General features: G+C 74.8%; 15 protein-coding genes. 4 read left to right on the top strand and 11 right to left on the bottom strand.

The genetic code is table 11. The features are described from left to right. Nucleotides 1-131: 131 nt before the first annotated feature. The 6 genes from ACYQBY_RS04985 to ACYQBY_RS04960 form a co-directional block, all read right to left on the bottom strand. Nucleotides 132-1889 carry a dipeptide ABC transporter ATP-binding protein gene (locus ACYQBY_RS04985; RefSeq protein WP_459642721.1) on the bottom strand — a complete coding sequence of 586 codons (1758 nt, stop codon included), beginning with the start codon at nt 1887-1889 and terminating at the stop codon, nt 132-134. Beyond that, the gene (locus ACYQBY_RS04980; RefSeq protein WP_459642720.1) at nt 1886-2857 is read right to left on the bottom strand and encodes an ABC transporter permease; all 972 of its coding nucleotides are present in this window, start codon (nt 2855-2857) and stop codon (nt 1886-1888) included. The genes ACYQBY_RS04985 and ACYQBY_RS04980 overlap by 4 nt, the downstream gene beginning before the upstream one ends. Continuing rightward, nucleotides 2850-3776 (bottom strand): ABC transporter permease, encoded by a 927-nt coding sequence (locus tag ACYQBY_RS04975; RefSeq protein WP_459642719.1) that lies wholly within the window; start codon nt 3774-3776, stop codon nt 2850-2852. The genes ACYQBY_RS04980 and ACYQBY_RS04975 overlap by 8 nt, the downstream gene beginning before the upstream one ends. Before the next feature lie 149 nt (nt 3777-3925). After that, entirely contained in the window at nt 3926-5593 is a 1668-nt protein-coding gene (locus ACYQBY_RS04970; RefSeq protein WP_459643115.1) for a peptide ABC transporter substrate-binding protein, read from the bottom strand. Nucleotides 5594-6048: 455 nt separating this feature from the next. Further along, nucleotides 6049-10755 (bottom strand): OmpL47-type beta-barrel domain-containing protein, encoded by a 4707-nt coding sequence (locus tag ACYQBY_RS04965; RefSeq protein ID WP_459642718.1) that lies wholly within the window; start codon nt 10753-10755, stop codon nt 6049-6051. Between the two features lie 399 nt (nt 10756-11154). Continuing rightward, nucleotides 11155-12465, bottom strand: a complete 1311-nt coding sequence (locus tag ACYQBY_RS04960; protein ID WP_459642717.1) for a multidrug effflux MFS transporter — start codon at nt 12463-12465, stop codon at nt 11155-11157. 162 nt (nt 12466-12627) lie between these two features. On the opposite strand from ACYQBY_RS04960, the gene ACYQBY_RS04955 reads away from it, so the two are divergent. Next, entirely contained in the window at nt 12628-13254 is a 627-nt protein-coding gene (locus tag ACYQBY_RS04955; protein WP_459642716.1) for a rhamnogalacturonan acetylesterase, read from the top strand. Between the two features lie 102 nt (nt 13255-13356). Here ACYQBY_RS04955 and ACYQBY_RS04950 read toward each other — a convergent pair whose 3' ends face one another. The 3 genes from ACYQBY_RS04950 to ACYQBY_RS04940 are packed head-to-tail and all read right to left on the bottom strand — an operon-like array spanning nt 13357 to nt 17396. Further along, entirely contained in the window at nt 13357-14694 is a 1338-nt protein-coding gene (locus ACYQBY_RS04950) for a M14 family zinc carboxypeptidase (RefSeq protein WP_459642715.1), read from the bottom strand. A gap of 30 nt (nt 14695-14724) precedes the next feature. Beyond that, a complete protein-coding gene (locus ACYQBY_RS04945; protein WP_459642714.1) occupies nt 14725-16284 on the bottom strand; it encodes a PucR family transcriptional regulator in 1560 nt (519 codons plus the stop codon). Beyond that, on the bottom strand, nt 16281-17396 hold the full coding sequence (locus ACYQBY_RS04940) for a PucR family transcriptional regulator (RefSeq protein ID WP_459642713.1): 1116 nt from the start codon (nt 17394-17396) through the stop codon (nt 16281-16283). Before ACYQBY_RS04940 ends, ACYQBY_RS04945 begins: the two co-directional genes overlap by 4 nt. 211 nt (nt 17397-17607) lie before the next feature. Between ACYQBY_RS04940 and ACYQBY_RS04935 the strand changes: the two genes are divergently transcribed. Next, entirely contained in the window at nt 17608-19455 is a 1848-nt protein-coding gene (locus ACYQBY_RS04935; protein WP_459642712.1) for a phosphoenolpyruvate carboxykinase (GTP), read from the top strand. 25 nt (nt 19456-19480) lie between these two features. Here the strand turns inward: ACYQBY_RS04935 and ACYQBY_RS04930 are convergent, their stop codons facing one another. Further along, nucleotides 19481-20176, bottom strand: coding sequence for a hypothetical protein (locus ACYQBY_RS04930; protein ID WP_459642711.1), 696 nt, complete (start codon nt 20174-20176; stop codon nt 19481-19483). Nucleotides 20177-20467: 291 nt separating this feature from the next. After that, entirely contained in the window at nt 20468-21727 is a 1260-nt protein-coding gene (locus tag ACYQBY_RS04925; RefSeq protein WP_459642710.1) for an FAD-dependent monooxygenase, read from the bottom strand. Nucleotides 21728-21907: 180 nt separating this feature from the next. On the opposite strand from ACYQBY_RS04925, the gene ACYQBY_RS04920 reads away from it, so the two are divergent. Both ACYQBY_RS04920 and ACYQBY_RS04915 read left to right on the top strand, forming a co-directional pair. Next, the gene (locus ACYQBY_RS04920) at nt 21908-22930 is read left to right on the top strand and encodes a TetR/AcrR family transcriptional regulator C-terminal domain-containing protein (RefSeq protein WP_459642709.1); all 1023 of its coding nucleotides are present in this window, start codon (nt 21908-21910) and stop codon (nt 22928-22930) included. Beyond that, nucleotides 22917-24179: a PP2C family protein-serine/threonine phosphatase gene (locus ACYQBY_RS04915; protein WP_459642708.1), complete on the top strand. Its 1263-nt coding sequence runs from the start codon at nt 22917-22919 to the stop codon at nt 24177-24179. The genes ACYQBY_RS04920 and ACYQBY_RS04915 overlap by 14 nt, the downstream gene beginning before the upstream one ends. Nucleotides 24180-24216 lie beyond the last annotated feature (37 nt).

Genomic DNA, 24216 nt, shown 5'->3' with positions numbered 1-24216 from the left:
CCCGTGGGCTCGTCCCGTGCCTGTGCACGCCGTCCACCGCTGAACGCGCGCGCCCGTCCGCGGGTGCCCGCGTCCGTGGTCCTCCAGCCTCGCACGCCGCCGCGGCGGCCGCCGCGCCCCGGGGGCAGGTGTCAGGCGCCGAGCGCGATGTTGCCGCCGGGGATCGCCTCGAGGAGCTGGCGGGTGTACGCCTGCCGCGGGGAGTCGAACACCTGGTCGGTCGTGGCGGACTCGACCAGCCTGCCGCGCTGCATGACGCACACGTCGTCGGCGATCTGCCGGACGACGCCGAGGTCGTGCGTGATGAACAGGTACGTCAGCCCCAGCTCGGCCTGCAGCTCGGCCAGCAGCGTGAGGATCTGTGCCTGCACGAGGACGTCGAGGGCGGAGACCGCCTCGTCGCAGACGAGGACCTCCGGCTGCAGGGCGAGGGCGCGGGCGATCGCGACGCGCTGGCGCTGCCCGCCGGAGAGCTCGTTGGGGAAGCGGCGCATCGTCGAGGTGGGCAGGGACACCTTCTCCAGCAGGTCCCGCACCCGGGCCTCGCGGGACTTCGCGTCACCCACCTTGTGCACCCGCAGGGGCTCCTCGACGCAGCGGAAGATGCTGTACGTGGGGTCCAGGGACCCGTAGGGGTTCTGGAAGATCGGCTGCACCCGGCGCCGGAAGCCGAACTGCTGGCGCCGGTCCAGGGTGGTGGTGTCGACCCCGTCGAAGAGGACGCGCCCGGAGGTGGGCGGCAGCAGGCCGAGGACCATCTGCGCGACGGTGGACTTGCCGGAGCCGGACTCCCCCACGACGGCGGTGGTGGTGCCGCGCCGCACGGCGAAGCTGACGTCGTCGACGGCGGTGAGCTTCTCCCCCCGCACGCCGGCGCCGCGCAGGGTGAACACCTTGGTGAGGTTCTCCACGCGGATGACGTCGGCGCCGGTGTCCTGCACGGGCGCGGGGACGTCGTCGCTCTGGGCGACGACCTGGGCGTGGACCTGCTCGGCGGCCTGCCCGGCGCGCTGGAGGACCTCGGCGCGGGCCGCGGAGCCGCCGATGCGGCGCGAGGCCAGCGACGGGGCGGCGTGCACGAGGCGGCGGGTGTAGGGGTGCCCGGGGTCCTGCAGGACCTCCAGGGCGGGACCGGACTCCACGACGCGGCCCTTGTACATCACGACGAGGTGCTCGGCGCGCTCGGCGGCCAGGCCGAGGTCGTGGGTGATGAGCAGCACGGCGGTGCCGAGCTCGTCGGTCAGCTCCTCGAGGTGGTCGAGGATCTGCCGCTGCACGGTGACGTCGAGGGCCGAGGTGGGCTCGTCGGCGATGAGCAGCTTCGGGCGGGCGGCGAGGCCGATGGCGATGAGGGCGCGCTGGCGCATGCCGCCGGAGAACTCGTGCGGGTACTGCCTGACGCGCCGCTCGGCGTCGGCGAGGCCCGCCTCGGCGAGCAGCTCGGCGGCACGCTGCTTCGACCCCGGACCGCCCAGCCCGTTGGCGGTCAGGGCCTCGCGGACCTGGTGGCCGACCGTCCAGACGGGGTTCAGGTTGGACATCGGGTCCTGGGGCACCAGGCCGATGGAGCGCCCGCGCAGGCCGACGAGCTCGCGCCTGCCGGCGCGGGTGATGTCGCGGCCCTCGAAGAGGATCTGCCCGCCGGTGACGCGCCCGGTGCCGGGCAGCAGCCCGATCACGGCGGCCGCGGAGGTGGACTTGCCGGAGCCGGACTCCCCCACCACGGCGACGGTCTGCCCCGGGTACACGGAGAAGCTGACGCCCTGCACGGCGGGCACGTCGCGCCCGCCCGAGCGGAACGCGACGTGCAGGTCGCGCACCTGCAGCAGCGGCTCCTCCCGGGAGGCGGGGTGGGGGGCCCACTGCGCGTCGGAGGCGGCGTGGCTCATCGGGTGCGCCCCTTCGGGTCCAGGGCGTCGCGCACGGCGTCGCCGAGCATGATGAAGCTGAGGACGGTCAGCGACAGGGCCGCGGCGGGGTACATGAGGATCTGCGGGTTGCTGCGCAGCTGCACGCGGGCGGTGCTGATGTCCCCGCCCCAGGACACGACGGTCGGGGGCAGCCCGATGCCCAGGAAGGACAGCGCCGCCTCGGTGGCGATGAAGACGCCCAGCAGGATCGTGGCCATGACGATGACCGGGCCGAGCGCGTTGGGCACCGCGTGCCGCACGAGGGTGGACAGCTTCGAGGAGCCCAGCGCGCGCGAGGCGGTGATGAACTCCGACTGCCGCACCTCCAGCACCGCGCCGCGCATGATGCGGGCCACCTGCGGCCACGCGAACACGACGAGGGCCAGCGCGACGGTCGAGCTGGTGCGGTCGGGGAAGGCCTGCATGAGGACGATGGCGCCCAGGATGAGCGGCACGGCGAAGAAGACGTCCGCGACCCTGGACAGGACCGAGTCGATCAGCCCCCCGTAGAAGCCGGCGAGGGCGCCGACGATCCCGCCGATGACGACGACCCCGAGGGTGGAGAGCACGCCGACGAGGACGGAGGCGCGCGCGCCGTGGACGACGCGGGAGTAGATGTCGCAGCCCTGCTGGGTGAAGCCGAAGGGGTGCCCCGCGCGCGGGTCGGCGAGGGAGTTCGCCAGGTCGCACACGCGGGGCTCGGTGGAGGTGAACAGACCCGGGAAGAGCGCGACGGCGACGATCACGACGATCAGCGCGCTGGAGACGAGGAACAGGGGCCGGCGGCGCAGCCGGCGCCAGGCGTCGGCCCACAGGCTCGTCGGCGGTGCGGACTCGTCGACGGCGTCGGGCCCGGCCAGCGGGGCGCTGTCGGGGTCGGCGACGACGTGCTCCTGGCCCGGCCGGGTGCGCACGGCGCGGCCCTGCCGGGGGGTCGGCTCAGACATAGCGGATCCTCGGGTCCAGGACGGCGTAGAGCAGGTCCACGATGAGGTTGGAGAGCAGGTAGACCATCACCAGGACGGTGACGAAGGAGACGACGGTGGTCCCCTCGCTGCGGATGACGGCCTGGTAGAGCGTCCCCCCGACACCGCGGATGTTGAAGATCCCCTCGGTGATGATGGCGCCGCCCATGAGCGTGCCCAGGTCGGCGCCGAGGAAGGTCACGACGGGGATCAGGGAGTTGCGCAGCACGTGCACCGACACGACCCGGGGGCGTGAGAGGCCCTTGGCGGTCGCGGTGCGCACGTGGTCGGCGGTGAGGTTCTCCGCGACGGAGTTGCGGGTGAGGCGCAGCACGTAGGCGAACGACGTGGAGCCGAGGACCATGCCCGGCAGGAGCAGCTCGCGCCAGGACTCGTCCTGCCCGACGGTCGCGGGCAGCCACCCAAGCTTCAGGCCGATGACGAACTGGGCGACGAAGCCGATGACGAAGATCGGCACGGCGATGACGACGAGGCTGGCGACGAGGACGGTGGAGTCGAACAGGCCCCCGCGGCGCAGCCCGGCGAGGAGGCCGGCGCCGATGCCGAGCACGGCCTCGAAGGCGAGCGCCACCAGCGCGAGGCGGATGGTCACCGGGAAGGCCTCGCGCATGACGTCGGCCACCGGGCGGCCGGAGAAGGAGGTGCCGAAGTCGAGGCTCAGGACGCCCTGCAGGTAGAGCACGTACTGGACGAGGAACGGCTTGTCGAGGTTGTACTCGGCCCGGATGTTCTCGGCGACCACGGGGTCGACAGGCCGGTCCCCGAAGAGGGCGGCGACCGGGTCGCCGGGGAGCGCGAACACCATCGCGTAGATGAGCAGGGTCGCGCCGAAGAACACGGGCACCATCTGCAGCAGACGGCGCCCCACGTACCAGACCATCTCGTGCCTCCTCCAGGACGGACAGCGCCGTGGCGCTCACCCGGGCGGACCCTACAACCGGCCGGGGCCCGTGCGCGGGACGCGCCCGGGTGCGGCTGCGGGGCGGCGGCACCTGTGTGCCACCGCCCCGCAGCCACGGGTCGGGCGGGTCAGCCCTTGGTGATCTGCTCGTACAGCGGGACGCTGTTCCAGCCGAACTGGACGTTCTCGACGCTCTCGCTCCAGCCGCCGGAGACGTTCTGGTACCACAGCGGGATGCCGGGCAGGTCCTGGAAGAGGACGCTCTGCGACTCGTTGAGCAGCTTGGTGGCCTGGTCGCGGTCCGCCGTGCCGGCCGCCTGCTTCAGCAGGTCGTCGAACTGCGGGTTGGAGTAGTCACCGTCGTTGGAGCTGCCGCCCGTGGCGAAGTTCGGGGCGAGGAAGTTGTACAGGCTCGGGTAGTCGGCCTGCCAGCCGGCCCGGAAGGCGGTGCCGATGGTGCGGTCGTTGATGGAGCTGCGCAGCTGCTGGAAGGTCGGGAAGGCCTTGCCCTCGGCCTGGATGCCGAGGTTCTGGCGCAGGTTGTTGGTGACCGCGTCCACCCAGCCGGCGTGCGGGCCGTCCGCGTTGTAGGAGATCTGGAAGGTGCCGTCCCAGGGGGCGATGGCGTTGGCCTGCTCCCACAGCTGCTTCGCCTTGGCCGGGTCGTAGGTGACGACCTCGTTGCCCGGGATCTCGGTGCTGTGCCCGTCGATCACCGGGGAGGTGAAGTCCTCGGCCGGGGTGCGGGTGCCCTGGAAGATGGCCTTGGTGATGCTGGGCCGGTCGATCGCGTGGGAGATCGCCTGGCGGCGCAGCTTGCCCTCCTCGCCGGAGAAGTGCGGCAGGGAGGCCGGGATGGTGAAGGCCTGGAAGATCGCCGCCGGCTGGTTGACGGAGCGGCCCATGAGGTCCTGCTCGTAGGTCGTCAGCGCCGCGTCGGGGATCTGGTCCAGCACGTCCAGCTTGCCGTCCTGCAGCTCGGTGTACGCAGCGTCGTACGTCTCGTAGAAGACGAAGCTGAGCCCGCCGTTCTTCGGCTTGCGCGGGCCCTCGTACTCCTCGTTGGGAACCAGGTCGATGCGCTCGTTGTGCTTCCAGGCGCCCTCGGCCTTGAGCTTGTACGGGCCGTTGCCGACGGGGTTCTCCCCGAACTTCTCCATGTCGGCGTAGGCGGACTCGGGCAGCGGGTAGTAGGCGGAGTAGCCCAGGCGCAGCGGGAAGTCGGACTCGGGCTGGGCCAGCGCCACGGTGAAGGTGGTGTCGTCGACGACCTTCAGGCCGCTCATCTGGTCGAGCGTGGAGCCCTCGGCGTGCACCTCGGTGTAGCCGGCGATCGGCTCGAAGAAGTACGACTGGAGCTGGTCGTTCTTGATCGCGGCGGCGTAGTTCCAGGCGTCCACGAAGGACTTGGCCGTGACGGGGCTGCCGTCGGAGAACTTCTGCTCCGACTTGATCTTGATCGTGTAGTTCTGGGAGTCGGTGGTCTCGATGGACTCGGCGAGGTCGTTCTTGGCCGAGCCGTCGGCCTCGTAGTACACCAGGCCCGCGAAGATCGCGTCGAGGATGCGCCCGCCGCCCACCTCGTTGGTGTTGGACGGCAGCAGCTTGTTCTCCGGCTCGGTGCCGTTGGCGACGACGACCCCACCGGCGGTCGACCCGCCCGAGGAGGTGTTCGACGTGGTGGGCTCGTTGCCGCTGTCGCCGCTGCAGCCGGCCAGGGCCAGGGTCGCGGCGGTGAGCAGCGCGAAGCCCCGCCTGGTGACGCGGCGGCGCCCTGCCGGGCCGGTCTCGGGCATCCCCGCGGTCGGGGTGGACGCGGCCTGAGCCACGTCCTTCCTGAAGATGTTCACAGTGAACCTCTCTTCGGTGAGCACGGCCTTCCGGGCGCACCGCCCGGCCTGGGGACGTCCACGGCAGGACGTTTTCCTCCTGTTGGTGCGGAGGACGCTAACACCTTCAGCACTCCCCTTCGAGCGCCCCTCTTGCCATGATCTGTCACCCCAGCAGCATGGAGAACCTCCCCGCTCTTCGCGACACGAACGGTGACCGGACCGTGACCGAGTCGTTGCCCCGGCGCAGCAGTACCGCCTCGGCGGGTGTGCGCAAGCGGTTACCGGCCGGCGGGGCGGCGGGACGGGGCCGCGGGCCCGGGCCTGGGCCGGCTTGCCGCCCCCGGACGCACGGAGGCCCCGCCCGGCGGTGCCGGACGGGGCCTCGTGCTGTGGCGCGGGGTGGTGCAGCTACCTCGTGATCAGCGGAGGCCGATGTTCACGTAGTAGGTCTGGCCGTCGTCGAGCCTGACGCCGATCCGGTGGTAGAAGCCGGTGGCCGAGCCCTTGGTGGACCAGTTGTAGACGTACTGGCCGGCGGTGGCGTCGTAGCGGTAGGTGGAACCGGTCGTCGGCGCGTCCGAGTACACCGGCTCGTCGACCGCCGCCATGGTCCCGGTGCTCCTGGCGGGGATCAGCCACTGCGGAGCGGCGGCGGCCTGCACGACCGTGCCCTTGGCGTCCCTGAGCTGGAACTTCGCGGGGACGGTGCTGCCGCCCTTGAAGATGCTCGTGGAGACGCCGACCTGGTGGGCGGTGTCGTTGATCGGCTGCAGGAAGCCGGTCCAGCCGTAGACCACCTTGTAGGTGCCGGACCGGGTCGTGGTGTTGCCGGCCTCGTCCTTCGCCGTCGCGATCCAGGTGAAGCCACCGACCCCGGCCGCGGTGCCGCCGGTGACCGTGATCTTGCAGCCGTTCGCGTCGACCCCGGAGGTTGCGTCGGTCGCGGTGCAGGCCAGGCTGGCGGTCTCACCGAGGGTGTAGATCGCCTTGAGGCCGTTGACCGTGATCGTCGGCTCGACGCTGTCGATGTTGATGCCGCCGACGGGCGCGCTGGCCTCGTTGTCGGCCGCATCCACGGCCTTGCCGGTCACGGACTGGCCGGCGCCGTCGGAGGTGACCTTCTGCTGGGCGGTGCAGCTGGCGACCTTGGAGAGGGTGTCGGTGCAGGTGAAGTCCACCGTGACCGGGCCGGTGTACCAGCCGTTGGCGCCCTTGGTGCCCGTAGCGGCCCCCGTGATGGCGGGAGCGGTCTTGTCGAGCTTGACGGTCGCGGAGTCGGTACCGCGGTTGCCGGCGAGGTCGAACGCCTCGCCGTTGACGAGCTGGCCGGCGGTCTCCGCGCTCACCGTGAGCGGCTTGGTCACCGTGGCGGTGTCGACGCCGGAGCCGTCGCTGTCGTCCTCGGCGGTGAAGGTGACGGTGGTGTCGGCCTTGTTCCAGCCCGCGGCGTTGGCGGCCGGGCTGAGCTTGTGGGTGAGGGTCGGGGCGATCGTGTCGTGCTTGATCTCGACCGCGTTGAGCGTCTCGATGTTGCCGGCTTTGTCGACGGCGCGGTACTGCAGGCCCGCCTTGCCGGAGCCGTTGAGGGTGATGTCGACGGTCGCCGTGGCGCCCGGCGCCGTCGTCCAGGTCTTGCCGGCGTCGGTGCTGTAGCGGAGTTCCCTGACCCCGGACAGACCCGACTGGTCCTCGGCCGTGAGGACGACCGTGGCCTTGGCGCCGCGGCAGTACCCGTTCTTGCCCTCGCACCGGAGGTCGGCCTCGGACACCGGCGCCGCGGCGTCGATGTTGATGCCGGTCACCGTGGTGCTGGCGACGTTGTCGGCCGTGTCGGTGGTGCGGCCCGTGGCGGACTGGTTGGCGCCGTTCCCGTCGAGGACGACGTCGCTCGGCCGGTCCTGGATGCCGGACAGGCCGTCCGTCGCGGTGAAGCGCACGCGGACCGCGCTGTTGAACCACTTGTCGGCGTTGGCGGCGCGCGCCGTGCCGCCGTCGTCGACCGTGGCGCCCGAGATGGTCGGGGCGGTGCGGTCGATCTTGATGCCGGACACCGAGGCCGCGTCGGAGACGTTGCCCGCCTCGTCCTTGACGGTCACCGGGCCGGCGCTCAGGTTGTCGCCCTCGCCGGTGATGACCGAGTTCGCGGGCTGGGTGGCGGCGTCGATGCCCGAGAGGCCGTCGAAGCCGTTCCACTTCACCGTGACGTCGCCCCTGTACCAGTCGGCGGCGTTGGGGTTGGTGGTGGCGGCACCCCAGAGGGTCGGCTTGGTCTTGTCGATGCTGACCGGGCCGTAGACCTTCGAGCTCTTGTTGCCGGCCACGTCGACCGCGTCGCCCGCGACCTCCTGACCGCCTCCCTCGTTGGTCAGCTTGGTGTCGCCGGCGCAGCCGGCGACACCGCCGACACCGGAGTCCTCGTCGGTGCAGCTGAACGTCACGTCGACGTCGGTGTTGTTCCAGCCGGCACTGTTCGCGGCCGGGCTCTGCTTGCCGGTGATGGTCGGCGCGATCGTGTCGACGTTCAGGTCGATCGTGCGCTTGGCCTCGGCGTTGCCGGCGGCGTCGACGCTCCAGTAGGTGAGCGTGTGCTTGCCGGTGGACAGGTCCTCGGTGAAGGCCTTGCCGTAGGTGAGGGCCGCGCCACCGTCGATCGAGTAGTACGTCGCCGCGAGACCGGAGGTGGCGTCGCTGGCGTCGAACGCGACGGGGATGCCACTGGTGACGAACCAGCCGGAGTCCGGGGAGATCGGGTCGATGAGCTTGGTCACCGGGGCGGTGCCGTCGATCTGGACGACCAGCGGCGCGCCGGCCTGCTCGACGTTGCCCGCGCCGTCCACGCTGTGGAAGCGGATGGTGTGGGTGCCGTCACCGGAGACGCTGAGCGGCTTGGTGTACGTCTGCTGCGCCCCACCGTCGACGGTGTAGTACGTCGTGGCGCCGGAGAGGTTGTCGCTGCCGGTCAGGGTGACCTCGACCGGGCTGCCGTACCAGCCGCGCTCGGGGGCAGCCGGAACGTTCGACGTCGTGGTCGGAGCGGTGCGGTCGATCTGGATCCCCGAGACGGTCTTCGTCGTGGCGTTGCCCGCCTTGTCGGTGACGGAGGCGGTGGCGGTGAGGTTCGCACCCTCGCCCGCGACCACGCTCGGCGCGGGGACGCCGGCCGCGAGGCCGGACAGCACGTCCGACGCGGTCCACCTGACCGTGACGTCGCCCTTGCTCCAGCCGGCGGCGAAGGAGCCCTCGAGCGCGGGGGCCGTCTTGTCGACCTTGATACCGGTGACGCTCGCGCTGCCGGCGTTGCCGGCGGTGTCGATGGCACCCCCGGTCGCGGACTGGCTGTCCCCCTCACCGAGCACCTTGGCGGGGTCGGTGCTCTTGACGCCCGACAGCGCGTCGGTGGCGGAGAAGGAGACGGTGACGTCGTCGTCGTACCACTTCGCGGAGTTCGGAGCGCGGTCCGCCGTGGCGGTGACGACGGGGGCGCTCTTGTCGATGTGCACGCGGGCGGTGCTGGTGGCGGAGTTCCCGGCGTTGTCGGTGGCGGTACCGACGACGTCGTGCTCGCCCTCGGTGGTGGTGGTGACCGGACCGGTGACCGACGCGAGGCCCGAGCCGCCGGTGTCCGCGCCGTCGAAGGTGACGGTGACGTCCTGGTTGGTCCACGTACCGGCCGTGTGGCCCGTGGGGGCGGTGAAGCGGTGCTCGATGGTGGGGGCGGACGTGTCGATGCGGACCGTGGCGGTCTGAGCGGCCTCGACGTTGCCGGCCTTGTCGGTGCTGGAGTACGTGACCTTGTGCTCGCCCTCGGCGGAGAGGGAGAGGGTGGTGCCCGTCCGCTGGGCGCCGCCGTTCACGGAGTACGTGGTCGAGGCGACGCCGGAGAGGTTGTCCGCCGGCTTCAGCGTGATGTTGACCTGGCCGTTGACCCAGGCGTTCGGCGCACCGTCGATGCCGGTGCTGGGAGCCGTGCGGTCGATGCTGACGGCGGGGCTGCTCTGGGCGGTGGTCTCCAGGCCCGCACCGTTCCTCACGGTCTGGGTGCTGACGAGGCCGGAGCCCTCGCCAGTGATCTTGGTGTCGGCGGGCGCGGTGGGAACGCCGGACTCGGGGTCGCTGGCGGACCACCTGACCGTGACGTCGTCCTTGTACCAGCCCGACGCCGGGACGTCCTGCGGGACGCCGGCGAGGACCGGCGGCGTCGAGTCGCTCTTGACCTCGACCGGGGCGCTGCGCGTCGTGTTGCCGGCCCTGTCGGTGGCGACGCCGTAGACGGTCCTGCCTCCCGAGAACGTGATCGTGTTGGAGTTCGTGCCCTCGACGACGCAGGCGGCGATGCCGGAGGACTCGTGACCGCCGGAGCTGGAGTCGTCGCAGGTGAACGTGACGGTCGTGGTGCCGTCGGCGTTCTTGACCTGCGTCGAGCTGATCGTCGGCGAGGCTTTGTCGACGCGCACGGTCACGGAACCGGCGGCGCCGGTGTTGCCGAGCCGGTCGGACTGCGCGGGGGCGCTGAGGGTGACGATGCCGTTGCTGGTCACCGAGCCGGTCTTGAAGGGCTGCGAGGCCGAGATACCGGAACCCGCGTCGGTGGCGGTCCACGCCACGGAGACGTCGGAGTTGTTCCAGCCCGCGCCGTTGGGGGCGGAGGTGAGAGCTGCGGACACGACCGGCCCGGTGTTGTCGAGCGTGTACGACGCCTGGAGGGAGCCCGTCCTGCCGGTGCACTCGCCATTCTTGTTGAAGTCCGCGGAGGCGGCGACGGTGAAGGCCTGCACACCGTTCCCGGCGGGGGCCGTCGTCGTGAACGTCCAACTGGACTTCGCGGTGTTGGACGTCTGCCGCGGGAGGGTTGCGGCGCCGGTGACCGCGACGCACTTGGTGTCGCTGGAGGTGACGACGGTGAGGGTCAGGGCCGCGCCCTGCTTCGCGTAGAGGGTGCCGCCGGCGCTCACGGTGCCGGTGCCGCCGGAGAACACCGCCGAGCTCGCGCTGGCCGCCGACGCCGTCGTCGCGGTCAGGGTGGTGAGGGACGGGGCGAGCACGGTCGACAGGCAGACGACGCCGGCGAGGGTGCGACGGGAGCGGGAGGTGCGAGCCGGGGCGCCGGGCGCGGGCCTGCTGATCATGGGTCTCCTCGATGTCGGGCGATGCCCTCAGGGGTACGAGGAGGAAGGTAGGAACTCGTTGAAAGTTGCACATGACTACAGCGGGCTAGTGCCTCCGATGGCGGCAACACCCCTTGCGCGCAACGCCCGCTGCATCGCTGCGACAAGTCGTGACGTCATGCTCCGCGACGGATACGCACAGTGACAACAGGCCGTGCGAGCGCCTCGGCGGAACAGATGCGGAGCAGGTTCGGGCCGTGGGCCACCCGCCCCCCTGACCAGTCCCCCCGTTCGGAATGACCAGTGCCCGGACCACCCGGCCCCGGATCTCCCGACCGGGCTATCACCCGTACGGACTAATGCCATGACGATAAGTACGCGGCGCCACAAGACCTGGGCGACGCCGCTGTCCTCCCGCCCTCACACCACCCCGGGACGTCCTCTGCGCGCCAGGAGCCCGAGGGCCAGCAGCACCGCCGAGGCGCCCGTCGCCCCGAGCATCACCGTGGCCATCGCGGGTGCGTCCCCGCCGAGCACGCCCGCGAGGATCCCCACCCCGCCGCCGAGGCCGGACTGTGTGGCGGTGACGAGGGCCGACGCCGCACCGGCCCGCTCACCGTGCTCGGCCAGCGCCAGGGTCACGGCGTTCGGCGGCACCAGCCCACCACAGCCCAGCAGCAGCCACAGCGGCACGAGCAGGCCGGGCAGGCCGCCCGCCCCCGTCAGCACCACCACCAGCAGCACCCCCGAGAGCACCACGGTCGCGGGGACGGCCACCCGCACGAGCGCCAGCGGGCTGAACCGCGGGACGAGCGCCGCGTTGACCTGCGCCCCGCCGACGAGCGCGACGCCGTTGAGGGCGAACACCAGGGCGAACTCCGTCGGCGACAGGCCGTGCACCTCCTGCAGCACGAACGGCGACACCGCGACGTAGCTGACGATGACCGCCATGAAGAGCCCCGGCATGAGGGCGAACGGCACGAACCGGGTGTCGCGCAGCAACCTGCCGTAGGAGGTGAACGCCGCCCGCAGCCGGTGGCCCCCCGCCGCACCCGCCCCCGCGGGCGGCCGCGTCTCGGGCAGGCGGCGGCGGACCGCGAGGAGCAGCACCACCCCCGCCGCAGCCAGCAGCGCGAAGACCGACCGCCACCCCGCCACGGCGGCCAGCGCCCCGCCCACCGTGGGCGCGAACAGCGGCGCCACCCCGATGACCAGCACCAGGCGCGACATCATCCGCGACGCGACGGCCCCCGTGAACAGGTCCCGCACGACCGCCATGCCGGTCACCGCACCGGCGGAGACCCCCACGCCCTGCAGGAAGCGCAGCGCCACCAGCACGGGCAGGCTGGGGGCCACCAGGCACAGCAGCGACGCCACCACGAACACGACCAGGCCCACGACCACCGGCGGGCGGCGCCCGAAGCGGTCACCGGCCGGGCCGACGACGAGCTGCCCGAGCGCCATGCCGATCAGGACGCTCGTGATGGTCAGCTGCGCCGAGGCCGCGGAGCCGGACAGGTCGCGCGCCACCTGCGGCAGCGACGGCAGGTACAGGTCGGTGTTGACCGCCCCGAGCGCGGTGAGGGAGCCCAGCAGCACCACCAGGCCCACCGTCCCGGGGCGGGGTGCGGCCACGGCGGGGGCGGGGGCCTGCGGGAGGGGGGCCCCGGGGTGCGCCGCGGCGGTGGAGGGGTCGGGAACGGGCTGCGAGGCAGGCGGGCACGAGGACATGCGGAGGCGGGCTCCTCGGGAGGGCGCCCGGCGGGGCGGGGAGCCGGGCTGGACGGCGGGGTGACGGACCGTTCGGCGGGGCAACCAGGCTACCGAGGGGCCGCGGCACCGCGCGCCGGGTGGGGCCAGGCCCTGAGCCGGTTCACCACGGAGAACGCCAGGGTGGTCGACTACGCCCTCTCCGGCGCCAGCACGAAGAGCTACCTCGACGTCGGCCTGCTGGACCGGATCCTGCGTGAGATCAGGCCGGGCGACTACCTGCTCGTCTCCTTCGGGCACAACGACCAGAAGGTGGACGACCCCACCCGCGGCACCCTGCCGTGGTCGACGTACCAGGAGAACCTGCGCAGGTTCGTCGACGGGGCGCGGGCCAGGGGCGCCAACCCCGTGCTCGTCACGTCGGTGGAGCGCCGGCAGTTCTCCGGGACCACCGCCACCGCCACCCTGGGGGACCACCCCGCGGCGATGCGTGCCCTGGGCGGCAGGCTCGACGTGCCGGTCGTGGACCTCACCGCGGCCAGCCTCGCGATGTGGACCGCGCTCGGCCCGGAGGGCACGAAGGGGTACTTCCTGCACCTGGCCCCGGGGCAGTCCCCGAACTACCCGAACGGCGTCGTGGACAACACCCACTTCCAGGCGCGGGGCGCCCTGGAGCTGGCGCGGGTGGTGGCGCGGGCGCTCGTCGACCAGCGCGTCCTGCCCGCGGGCGGGGACTACACCCGCGACCTCGGCGACGACGCGATCGACCCGGTCACGGCGATCGTCTGGCCCGCCAGGCGGCCCGTCTGACGGAGGGTCCCCGACGGCGGGTACCGCGACGGCCCCGGAGCGCAGGTGCGCTCCGGGGCCGTCGTGCGCCCGGCGGCGCCGCGCCGGTCACCCCGCCCCGCGTCAGCCCCGCAGCGAGCGGGCCGCGGCGAACCCCACGGCGAGCTGCGCGGCGACGAGGACGCGGGGCTCGACGGGGAGGCCGACCAGCGCCTCGAGCCGGGCCGAGCGCGTCCGCAGTTCCCCGTCGAGTCGCCGCGCCGGGCCCTCCCCGCCGGGAACCCCTCGCCGCCGGGCCCCCTCGGCGACCCGCAGCAGCATGCCCGCGGCCCGCAGGAACAACTGGTCCCGCGTGGTCAGGAGCTGGTGCCGCTCGGCGACGCTCGCCTCCCGCGCCCCCTCCGGCGAGGCGGCCAGGCGCCGGTAGGCCCCCGGCGCGAACCCGGCGGACCGCGACGTCTCCTCCGCGGCGCGCAGCAGCGGGGAACCCTCCGGCTCCAGGCGGGCCACATCGTCGTGCAGTTCCGCCAGCAGGGCCGCGTCGCGCTCGAGGAGCCCGGCGGCGGCCTCCAGCAGCGGGCCGTGCTGCTGCCCGCAGGAACCGGCGTCCCCGGTCTCGGGGGCGTTCCACAGCGGCACCTCCGTCACGACGCCGAGCGCACCGTGCCGGGCGGCGTGGTGCACGCTGCTCGTACCGGCCGGCGAGGGCGCCAGGGCCTGGAACGTGGCGCGGCCGCAGGGTTCCCCGGCGCCGTCGGCGGGTGCGGCCTGCAGAGGCAGCCCGCGGTCGCCGAGGGACCGCTCCAGGGCGGGGGCCAGGTCCGGGCGCGGCTGAGTCAGGAGCGTGAACGCGCCGGAGAAGTCGGCGTTGTGCAGCGAGCACACCAGCGCCGGGCGCAGCTCGTCGACGAGGGCGGCCAGCAGCAGCGTCTCCGGCAGCGGCCCGCCCGCGCAGCCCTCGTGCGGGAACGTCCACTCCACCTGCTCCGCGAAGCGCGGGCGGTAGAAGTGCCGGTGGTACGTCTCGACGGTGAGGGGCCGGCCGTACCAGCCCTGCCCGAGGACCATCGCGTCCGGGTCCATGCAGGGGACCACGTGCCAGGTGACGTCGAGCTCCTCGGCGAGCCCGGGGTCCGTCGCGGCGAGCCGCACCAGCTGGACGGCGGTGAGGAAACCGACCGGCTCGTTCGGGTGTGGCCCAGCGAGCACGAAGACGTCGCGCGCGCCGGTCCCCACGGTGAGCACCGGGATGTCCCTGCCCTCCCGGGAGGAGCCGAGGCTCCGCAGGACGGCGCGACCGGGGTGCTCCGCGGCGACGGCCCGCACGTCCGCCACGAGCTGCTGGTGGGTCGGGTAGGACCGGAACCGGGGCAGGGCGCGCTCCCAGCCGGTGGCGACCGGGGCCGCGGGCGCGGTGGTCGGTGGCGGGACGCTGCGGGTGGGCGTCGCGGGCTGGTGCACGGGGAACTCCTCGGGTCGGATCCCCCGAGGCTAGGAACCCGGCCCGGGCGGCCGCTTCGGTGCGGCGTCACCGTCCCGGGACCCGGTGTCGTCCGGTTCCACGACGCGCAGGCGGAGCTGGAGCGCTAGGGCCAGGCACCGGTCGCGGTCCGCGAGGTCGAGCCCGAACAGCTCCTGCGCGCGCCGCAGCCGGTGGCGCAGGGTGTTCTCGTGCAGCCCCAGGGCCCGCGCGGTGCGGGCGGCGGAACCGGCGCAGTCGAGGAGGTGGACCCGCAGCGTGCGGGTGTAGCCGGTGCCGTGGACGCGGTCGTGCGCGGCGATGTCGTCCGCGAGCGAGGGGCCCGCCCCCACCGCCCCGCGCGCCACGTCGAGGGTCCGCGCGGTCCACAGGTGCTCCAGCCCGGCGACGAGCGGGCCCTCCCCGCGGGCCGGTCCGCCGCCGCGCCGGGGCGTGAGGAGAGGATCGGCCAGCAGCCGCAGCGCCTCCTCGGCCGTGGCGCGTGCGTGCGGCAGGTGCTCGGGCCGCTCGACGGCATCCCCGAGGCCGGCCAGCAGGAGCACGCCCGTCCGCCGCCGGACCGCGCGGCACATCTCCTCCAGCGCAACGCGTGCGGCGTGGGGGTCCGCACCGGGCAGGATTGCGTACCCGGTGCCGCCCCGGGCGGCGTACACGGCGGTGGGGAACGTCCCGGCCAGCCACAGCCGCACGAGGTCCCCCGCGGCCCGCACCTCCCGCGGCACCGGGGAGCCGGTGGGACCGAGGGCGGCGACGAGGGAGCGGGCGTGCCCGCCGGCGAGGTGCGCCGCCCACACGGGCGCGGCGCCGTCCCCTCCGAACAGCTGCGCGACGAGGCCGTGCCGGCGGGCGCGTTCCCGCTGCGCGGCCGCCGCGGCCAGCATCGACGAGAGGGCCGCGGCCGCGGCGGCGGCGTCGGCGTGGCGGCGCCCGGGGTCGTCGAGGGGCCGGCCGCCCGTGGCGATCCGCAGTTCCCCGCACGGCTCCCCCGACACCTCCACGGGCACCACGACGTCGTCGGGGCGCGGCCCGTCCCAGCCGGCCGACGCCCCCGCCGGCCGGCCCTCCCGCGAGGTGACGAGGACGGGGGACCCGCACGCGCGGGCCAGCCACGCGGCGACGTGGTGCGCGGCCGGGGACGGGTGCGGGGGGCGCGGGCGGGTCCCGGCGACGCGTGCGGCGGCCTGCACCAGGGCCAGCACGGTGTCCCAGCCCAGCGCGGGCGGGCTCAGCAGAACGGCCGCGCCGGCCCGGCCGGGCGGGACGTCGGCGGGCGGGACGTCGGCGGGCGGGGTGCCGGGCGGGCCGTCGGGGGCCTCGGTGCGCAGGACGAGCGCGGCGGCCCCCGCGGCCCGGCACCCGTCGAGGACGCCGGTGCCGTCGGGGGTGTCGGCGCGCACACCGGGCAGCAGGACCACGTCGCCGGCTGCCACCTCCGCGGGTCCGCGCGGGCCGGTCGCGTCCAGGAGCAGCACCCGCCCGAGGGGCCGGCCGGTGTCGGCGGGCCCGTGCAGCAGCCACAGCGGCGAGGGTTCCAGCGCCGCGAGGAGGTCTCCGAGGCGGGCGCCGCTCACGGCCGCCGCCACGCGCGCACCGCCACCTCCAGCGCCAGGCGGGAGTCGGGGTCGTCGAGGTCGAGGCCGAAGAGCTCCACGGCGCGGCGCACGCGGTGCCGCAGCGAGTTCGGGTGGACGCGGACGGCCGCGGCGGCGGCACGGACGTCACCTGCCGCGTCGAACCACGCCCGCAGGGTCGGCAGGTACGCGGTGCCGTGCCGGCGGTCGTGCTCGGCCACCGCGGGCAGGGCGCCGCCGGGGAGGCCGTGGCGGGTCAACGCGTCCCCGACCCGCTGCAGCGCCACGGCCTCGCGCAGCTCGTCGTGGACGGCGACCCCGTGGCGCGCGCCGCGGGCGGCGAGGACGCGCAGGGCGGTGCGGGCCTGGTCCGCGGAACCGGGGGCCGGGCCCGCACCGCCGACGCCGAGGAGGAGCTCCGTTCCCCGCGCGTGCGCCTCCTGCGACACCGCCCGCGCGAAGGCGGCCACGCCCGGCACGTCCTCCCCCGGCAGCAGGAGGTAGCCGTGCTGCCCGTCGCGGGCCCACGTGGCGGCCGGCAGCAGGGTGCGGGCCCTGCCCTGCACGAGTTCCGCGGCCCGCTCCGCCGGTCCCGCCGGGAACCGGACCGCGCAGACGACGGCGTCGGCGTCCGCGCGCAGGCCGAGGAGCTCCGCGGCGAGCGCGGGCGGGGCCTGCCGCGCCAGCAGCAGCAGCAGGATCTCGCTGCGGCGCGACCGGTCCGCGTGCACCGGCTCGGTGAGGACCGCCACCTCGCGGGCGAGGGCGCGGGCGGCGACGCCGACGGCGGGGTCCTCGGCGTCCAGCGGGACGGAGCACCGCAGCTCCCCGACGTCGAGGCCGGCGTGCCGCAGCGGGACACCGGGCACCCGCGGCACGGTGGGCCCGTGCGCCCGCCCGCGGGGTGCGGCGCCGGCGAGGACGTGGCCCTGCGGGGAGGTGACGAGGACCGCGGCGTCGAGCAGGTCGGCGGCGGCCTGCACGGCGAGGTGCAGGCCCTCCTCGCGGGAGCCGTCGAGGTCGCCCGGCGGGGGACCGCCCGCCGCGGGGCCCGGCCACGGTGGCGTGCCGGGGCCCGGTGGCGTGGTGCGGGCGCTGCCTGGCGGGCTCACGTGCTCTCCGGGGGGTCGGGTCGCGTGCGCCGGAGCATACGGAGGTCCCCGGGAGCGGATCGCCCCTGCTGGTGGCGCGCACCACCACAATCCCCCGCATCGTTGACCAGACGACAAGATCCTCGATTCTTGCCTGGGTTCAACGCCTGCAAGTCGGCCCCATGGTGACCAGGATGGGCCCACAGCCACCATTTCCCCGAGGAGCCGAGCCGTGACCACCACCGCACACCCGACCGGGACCCTGGAACTGACCGCCACTCCCACCCGCAACCCCCTCCTGCAGGCCTGGGTACAGGAGGTCGTCGCGCTCACCCGGCCCGACCGGGTCCTCTGGTGCGACGGCTCCCAGGAGGAGGCCGACCGCCTCACCGACGAGATGGTCGACGCCGGCACGCTGATCCGCCTCGACCCGGCCAAGCGGCCGAACAGCTTCCTCGCCCGCACCGACCCCGGGGACGTCGCCCGGCTGGAGGGCAGGACGTTCATCGCCTGCGCCCGGCAGGAGGACGCGGGCCCGCTGAACAACTGGCGCGAGCCCACCGCGCTGCGCGAGGAACTCGCGGGCGTGTTCGAGGGCTGCATGCGCGGGCGCACGATGTACGTCGTCCCGTTCTGCCTCGGCAGCCCCGGCAGCCCGCTCTCCCAGGTCGGCGTGCAGCTCACCGACTCCCCTTACGTCGTCGTCGGCATGCGCGTCATGACGCGGGTGGGGAAGGAGGCGCTCGACCTCCTCGACGCCGGGGAGCCCTTCGCCCCGGCCGTGCACAGCGTCGGCCACCCCCTCGTCGACGTGCTGGGCAGGGCGCGCCCGGACGTGGCGTGGCCGTGCAACGACGCCAAGTACGTCGCCCACTTCCCCGAGACGCGGGAGGTGTGGTCGTTCGGGTCCGGGTACGGCGGCAACGCCCTGCTCGGCAAGAAGTGCCTGGGCCTGCGCATCGCCTCGGTCGTGGCCCGCGACTCCGGCTGGCTGGCCGAGCACATGCTCCTGGTCCGCCTCACCTCCCCCGCCGGGCGCGCGTTCCACGTCGCGGCGGCGTTCCCGTCGGCGTGCGGGAAGACGAACCTCGCGATGCTGCGCCCGGCCCTGCCCGGCTGGCGGGTGGAGACGATCGGCGACGACATCACGTGGATGCGCCCCGGTGCGGACGGGCGGCTGTGGGCGGTGAACCCGGAGACGGGTTTCTTCGGCGTGGCACCGGGAACCGGCCCCGCCACGAACCCCGCGGCCGTGGAGATGCTGCGCGGCAACACCGTCTTCACGAACGTCGCCCTCACCGACGACGGCGACGTGTGGTGGGAGGGCCTCACCGCGGAGCCTCCCGCGCACCTGACCGACTGGCGGGGTGAGGACTGGACGCCCGCCTCCGGAACCCCCGCGGCGCACCCCAACGCCCGTTTCACCGTGCCCGTCTCGCAGTGCCCGACGATGGCCCCCGACTGGGACGACCCGCGCGGGGTCCCGCTGGACGCGGTCCTCCTCGGCGGGCGGCGCGCCACGAACGTCCCGCTCGTCGCGGAGGCGCTGAGCTGGGAGCACGGGGTGTTCCTCGGCGCCACGACGGCCTCCGAGCGCACCGCCGCGGCCGAGGGGACCGTCGGGGAGCTGCGCCGCGACCCGTTCGCCATGGCGCCGTTCACCGGCTACCACGCCGCGGACCACTGGCGGCACTGGCTGGCGGTGGGCCGCTCCCTGCCCGCCGCGACGCGCCCGCGGTTCTTCGCGGTGAACTGGTTCCGCCGCGACGCGGACGGGGGTTTCCTGTGGCCGGGTTTCGGGGAGAACATCCGGGTCCTCGCGTGGATCTGCGGGCGCCTGGAGGGCACCGCGGCGGCGGCCCCCTCCCCCGCGGGCTGGGTTCCCGCCGCCGGCGCGCTGGACGTGGACGGGCTGGACCTCCCCCCGGCCGCGCTGCGGGAGCTGTTCGCCGTGGACGGGGACGCCTGGCGCGCCGAGTGCGACGCGACCGAGCGCTGGCTGGAGGGTTTCGCCCCGCGGGTTCCGGAGGAGGTCCACGACGAGCTGGAGTCGCTGCGGTACCGGCTCTCCCGGCTCTGAGGAACCCGCCCGCGCCTCCCGGGGTTCAGAGGTCGAGGGCGGAGCCGGTGCGCCCGTACTTGGCCACGGCGAAGCGGTGCTGCTGCTGCAGGCGGGAGACGGTGAGCGCGTGGACGTCCCCGCGCAGCGCGAGCGCCTCGGCCTCCAGCAGCGCCACGGTGCCCGCGGCCGCCTCCAGCGGTGAGGGGCCGCCGTGCCGGGCGGGGGCCTGCGCCACGTCCGGCGGCAGCCCGCCCAGGGTGTCCGCGAGCTCCTGCAGCCCCTGGCGCAGCGCCGTCAGGCGGTGCTGGTGCAGGGCGTCGGCCGGCCGCCCGCCCGTGTCGAGGTGGGTCTGCAGCTCCTCCACCAGGGCGGCCAGCCGCGCGAAGCGCTCCCGCACCACCGGTGGGTGGGAGCCGAGCGCGCCGAGGTCGACGCGGGGGTGCACCGGCAGGACGGCCGCCGCGGCGGGGGCCGTCGGCCGCGGGCCCGCCACGGCCTCGCGCACGCGCCGCAGGATCCCGGCGAGCCAGGCGCGCACGTCGACGCCGCGGCGGTGCGCGACGACGGAGGCGAGCACGACCGCCAGCAGCGCCAGGCCCAGCAGCACCGCGAGCAGCGGCCAGGCGGCGGCGTGCCCCGGGTCGTCGAAGCCCGGGCCGAACCCGTGGGTCCCGGGACCCGGGCCGAACCCGTGGTCGTGGCAGTACCCGCGCCCCGCTCCGTCCGGCCGTTCCCGCACCCCTGCCTCCTCACCCGGGCCGCCCGGAGGCACCCGTCCGCGTGCACCGCCACCGGGCGGCGCCCGCACCGGGCCCTCCCCGTCCGGCCACCCCGGGCGGCCGGTGCTCCAGGTATCGCCCCCGCACCTGGGGTGGACCCAGGTGTGCGCTGTGGACCGGCTGTGGAGCGGCGGCCGCACCGCCGGGAGGACGGGGCGGGGGACGCCGACCGGCCGCATCGACGCCCCCCTCGCTGCGTGCGGGCACCTCGGGCTTCCCCTCCGTCGGCACCGCACCCAGCGCCCGGGACGCTAGCGGACCCGGCTCCCGGCGTCGAACTGGTGTACGAACGGAGGGGTCGGCGGCACCTCCAGGTCGACGCCGCCGGCCTTGGCGAACTGGCGGGCGGACAGGCTCCGCAGGGGCCAGCGCGTCATCCCGCGCACCGCGGCGGCGCGCAGGGCGATCTCCCAGCGCGTGCGCGGGACGAACCCGCGCACGCCCCCGGGAGGCAGGTGCTGCGCACGGTCCGCGAAGGGGCGCACACGCGCCTCGTAGTCGCGCAGCGCCGCGACCGGGTCGCCCGGCGAGGCGGCCAGGCAGGCGGCGAGCACGTACGCCCCGACGACCGCGACGCTCGTGCCCAGGCCCGTCAGGGGCGACGGGCAGGCGGCGGCGTCGCCGACCAGCACGACCCGGCGCGTCGACCACCGGGGCATGCGCACCTGCGCCGCGTCGTCCAGGTACAGCAGGTCCGCGGGCGGGCCGCCCTCCCCCGCCCGGGCGCGCTCCGCCAGGTCCACCAGGACCTGCGCCGTCACCCAGCCCGCTCCGGCGAACCTGCCGCGCACCCAGCCGAGCGGGTCCCCGGCGGCCTCCCGCGCGGCCTCCGCCGTGGCGGCGGCACCGAACAGCGCCTGGACCCGGCCGTGCTCGCGGCCCGGGCGCAGGGCCAGGACGGTGCCCGGCTCGTTGTGCATGAGCATCCACCCGTCGAGGTCGTAGCGGTCGGGGACGTCCGCGAAACCCACCACGCACCCCAGTCGGTGCACCCGGCCCGCGCCGGGGAAGGCCAGCGCCCGCACCCCGGAGCGGACCCCGTCGGCACCGACGACGAGGTCGAAGCGCCGGGAGGACCCGTCGGCGAAACCCACGTCCACCCCGTCCGCGTCCTCCGCCAGGGACACGGCGGAGTTCCCGAACGACCTCTCGACGCCCTCCCCGGCGGCCGCCGACAGGATCCGCACCAGGTCGCCGCGCTGGACCTCCAGCTCCGAGACGATCCCCTCCCCGCCGAAGGCGTCGGCCGGGAGCTGCGCCAGGCGTCTGCCGGTGGTGTCCACCCACGCGATGCCGCGCTCCCGGGAGCGCACCTCCCGCACCTCCTCCAGCACGCCGGTGCGGCGCACCACCTCCCGCGCGGCGCCGCGCAGGTCCACCGTCTGCCCGGAGTCGCGCAGCGCCGCAGCCCGCTCCACCAGCACCGGCCGCCATCCCGCACGCCGCAGCCAGTGGGCGAGCACGCACCCCGCGACGCCCGCGCCCTGGACGAGCACGTCCCGACCGTCCACGGTCCCCCCCTCCCCCGGCGCCGCCCGCCGGCGCCCTCCACCTCGCCCGGAACGTACGGCGTACAGGGTTGCGGCACAACGGTTCGAGCCGATCAGGGGCGTGGCGCACTAGTGCACGCGGTACGGTCGGCGCGGGCGTGCGCCGCACACCCGTCCCCGCACTGGTGCACCGGAGGTCCCGTGGCCGAGACCGCGTCCGCGCGCATCGCCGCCGAGCTCCGGGCGGACATCGCCGCCGGGCGCCTGGCCCCCGGCGGGCGCCTGCCCTCCACCCGGGAGATCACCCGCCGGTGGGGCGTGGCGATGGCGACGGCGACGCGGGTGCTGGCGCTGCTGCGGGCCGAGGGGCTCGCGCGGCCGGTACCGGGCGTCGGCACCGTCGTCGTGGCCCCCGCCCCGCCCGCGGCCCTGCCCGCCGCGGCGCTCCCCCACCCGCAGGCACGGGGGAGCGCCGCCCGGCACCGCCCGGGCCGGGTTCCCGCGTGGCGCGAGCGCATCGCCTGGGCCGCGGTGGCGGTGGCCGACACCGAGGGCCTCGCCGCGGTCTCCATGCGCCGCGTCGCCGCCGAGCTGGGTGTCGCGCCCATGTCCCTCTACCAGCACCTCGGCGGCAAGCAGGACCTCCTGTGGCTCATGGTCGACGCGGCGTTCGGGGAGGTCGAGCTGCCCGAACACCGCCCCGGTGGGTGGCGGGCCGCGCTGGAGGCCGCGGCCCACGTCACCTGGGCGAGCTTCCGCCGCCACCCGTGGCTGGCCGCGGCCATGTCCGTGACCAGGCCGCAGATGGTGCCCAGCGCGCTGGCGCACACCGAGCGGGTCCTGGCCGCGCTCTGCGGGGACGGCGCCGACACGGCCACGGCGATGACCGTGCACGTGACGCTGTTCACCTTCCTGCGGGGCGCCGCCGTGGACCTCGACGCGGAGACCCTCGCCGAGGCGGACACCGGCGTCACCAGCGAGGAGTGGGTGCGCGCCCACCTCGGCCGGCTGCACGAGGCCGCTCCCGCCGGAACCCACCCGACGGTGCGGCGCATGGCGGCCGACGACACGTTCGACCTCGACCTCGACGCCCTCGTGGGGTTCGGGGTCCGACGGCTCCTCGACGGGTTCGAGGGCGTCCTCGGCCGGGCGGCGGGCACCTCACCCGTTCCCGGTCGCGACACCTCTACAGCGTGTGAGGATGAGCGACGTGCCAGGACGTGAGGACGCCGACGTCGCCGCGGCCCGGCTCTTCTCCGGTCTGCTGCGCCGCACCCACCTCTCCCAGCCCTCCGACCTGCCCGACGTGGTGGTGGAGGAGGCCGAGTCGTGCCTGGGCGCCGGCGACGTGGTCATGTCGCTGGTCAACCACGAGTTCACCGCGCTGATGCCGGTGCCCAGCCGGCACTCCCCGCGGCGCCCGCCGCAGCCGCTGGACGGGTCGATGGCCGGGCGCTGCTTCATCACCACGAGCGTCGTCACCGCCGACGCCGGACCCGACGCCCGGGGGCGGTCGCAGCGGCGGGTGTGGTTGCCGCTGCTGGACGGCACGGACCGCCTCGGGGTCCTGGAGATGACGCTGCCCGCCCCGCAGGGGGAGGTGGACGTGGACCTGGTGGCCGTCTGCGAGCGCTACGCCCACCTCGTCGCGCAGTCGATCGTGTCCAAGGGCCTGTACGGCGACGTCTTCGAGCGGGTGCAGCGCACCCGCTCGATGACGGTGGGCAGCCAGCTGATGCGCTCGATGCTGCCGCCCCTGCTGTACGCCACCGACGGGCTGGTGGTGGCCGCGATGCTGGAGCCGGCCTACGACAACGGCGGCGACGCCTTCGACTACGCCGTGAACGACTCCCTCGTGCACCTGGCGGTGTTCGACGGCATGGGGCACGGCCTGTCCGCCTCCACGGTGACCACCGTCGCGCTGGCCGCCTACCGCCACGCCCGCATCGACGGGGCGGACCTGCCCGCCACGTACGCGGCGATGGACGAGGCCGTGCTGGGCATGTTCGGCGGTGAGCGGCACGTCACCGCCGTGGTCGCGGAACTGGACCTGCCCACGGGCCGGCTGTCCTGGATCAGCGCCGGGCACCCGCCGCCGCTGCTGCTGCGCGACGCGACGGTGGTCAAGACCCTGGACGCCGCCCCGTCCTTCCCCCTCGGCTGGGACTTCGGCGGCGAGCCGAGCGTGACCGGGGAGGTCCTGCAGGCCGACGACGCGGTGCTGTTCTACACCGACGGTCTCATCGAGGCCCGCCGCGCCGACCGCACCCTGCTCGGCATCGACGGGCTGGCGGGTTTCCTGGAACAGGAGGCCGCCGCCGCGCAGCCGGCACCCGAGACCCTGCGCCGGATGCGCCGCGCCGTCCTGGACCACCAGCACGGGGTGCTGCAGGACGACGCCACCGCCCTGCTGGTGGAGTGGCGCCGCGGCACCGAGCAGCGCCTGGTGCCTCAGACGGTCACGGACGGCTGACCCACCGCGGGCCGCGCCCGCGGGCGGCGGACGGGAA

Source organism: Kineococcus anabasis (assembly GCF_054590795.1).
The sequence above is the reverse complement of the archived record's forward strand: the minus strand, read 5'-3'. Positions and strand labels throughout refer to the sequence as shown.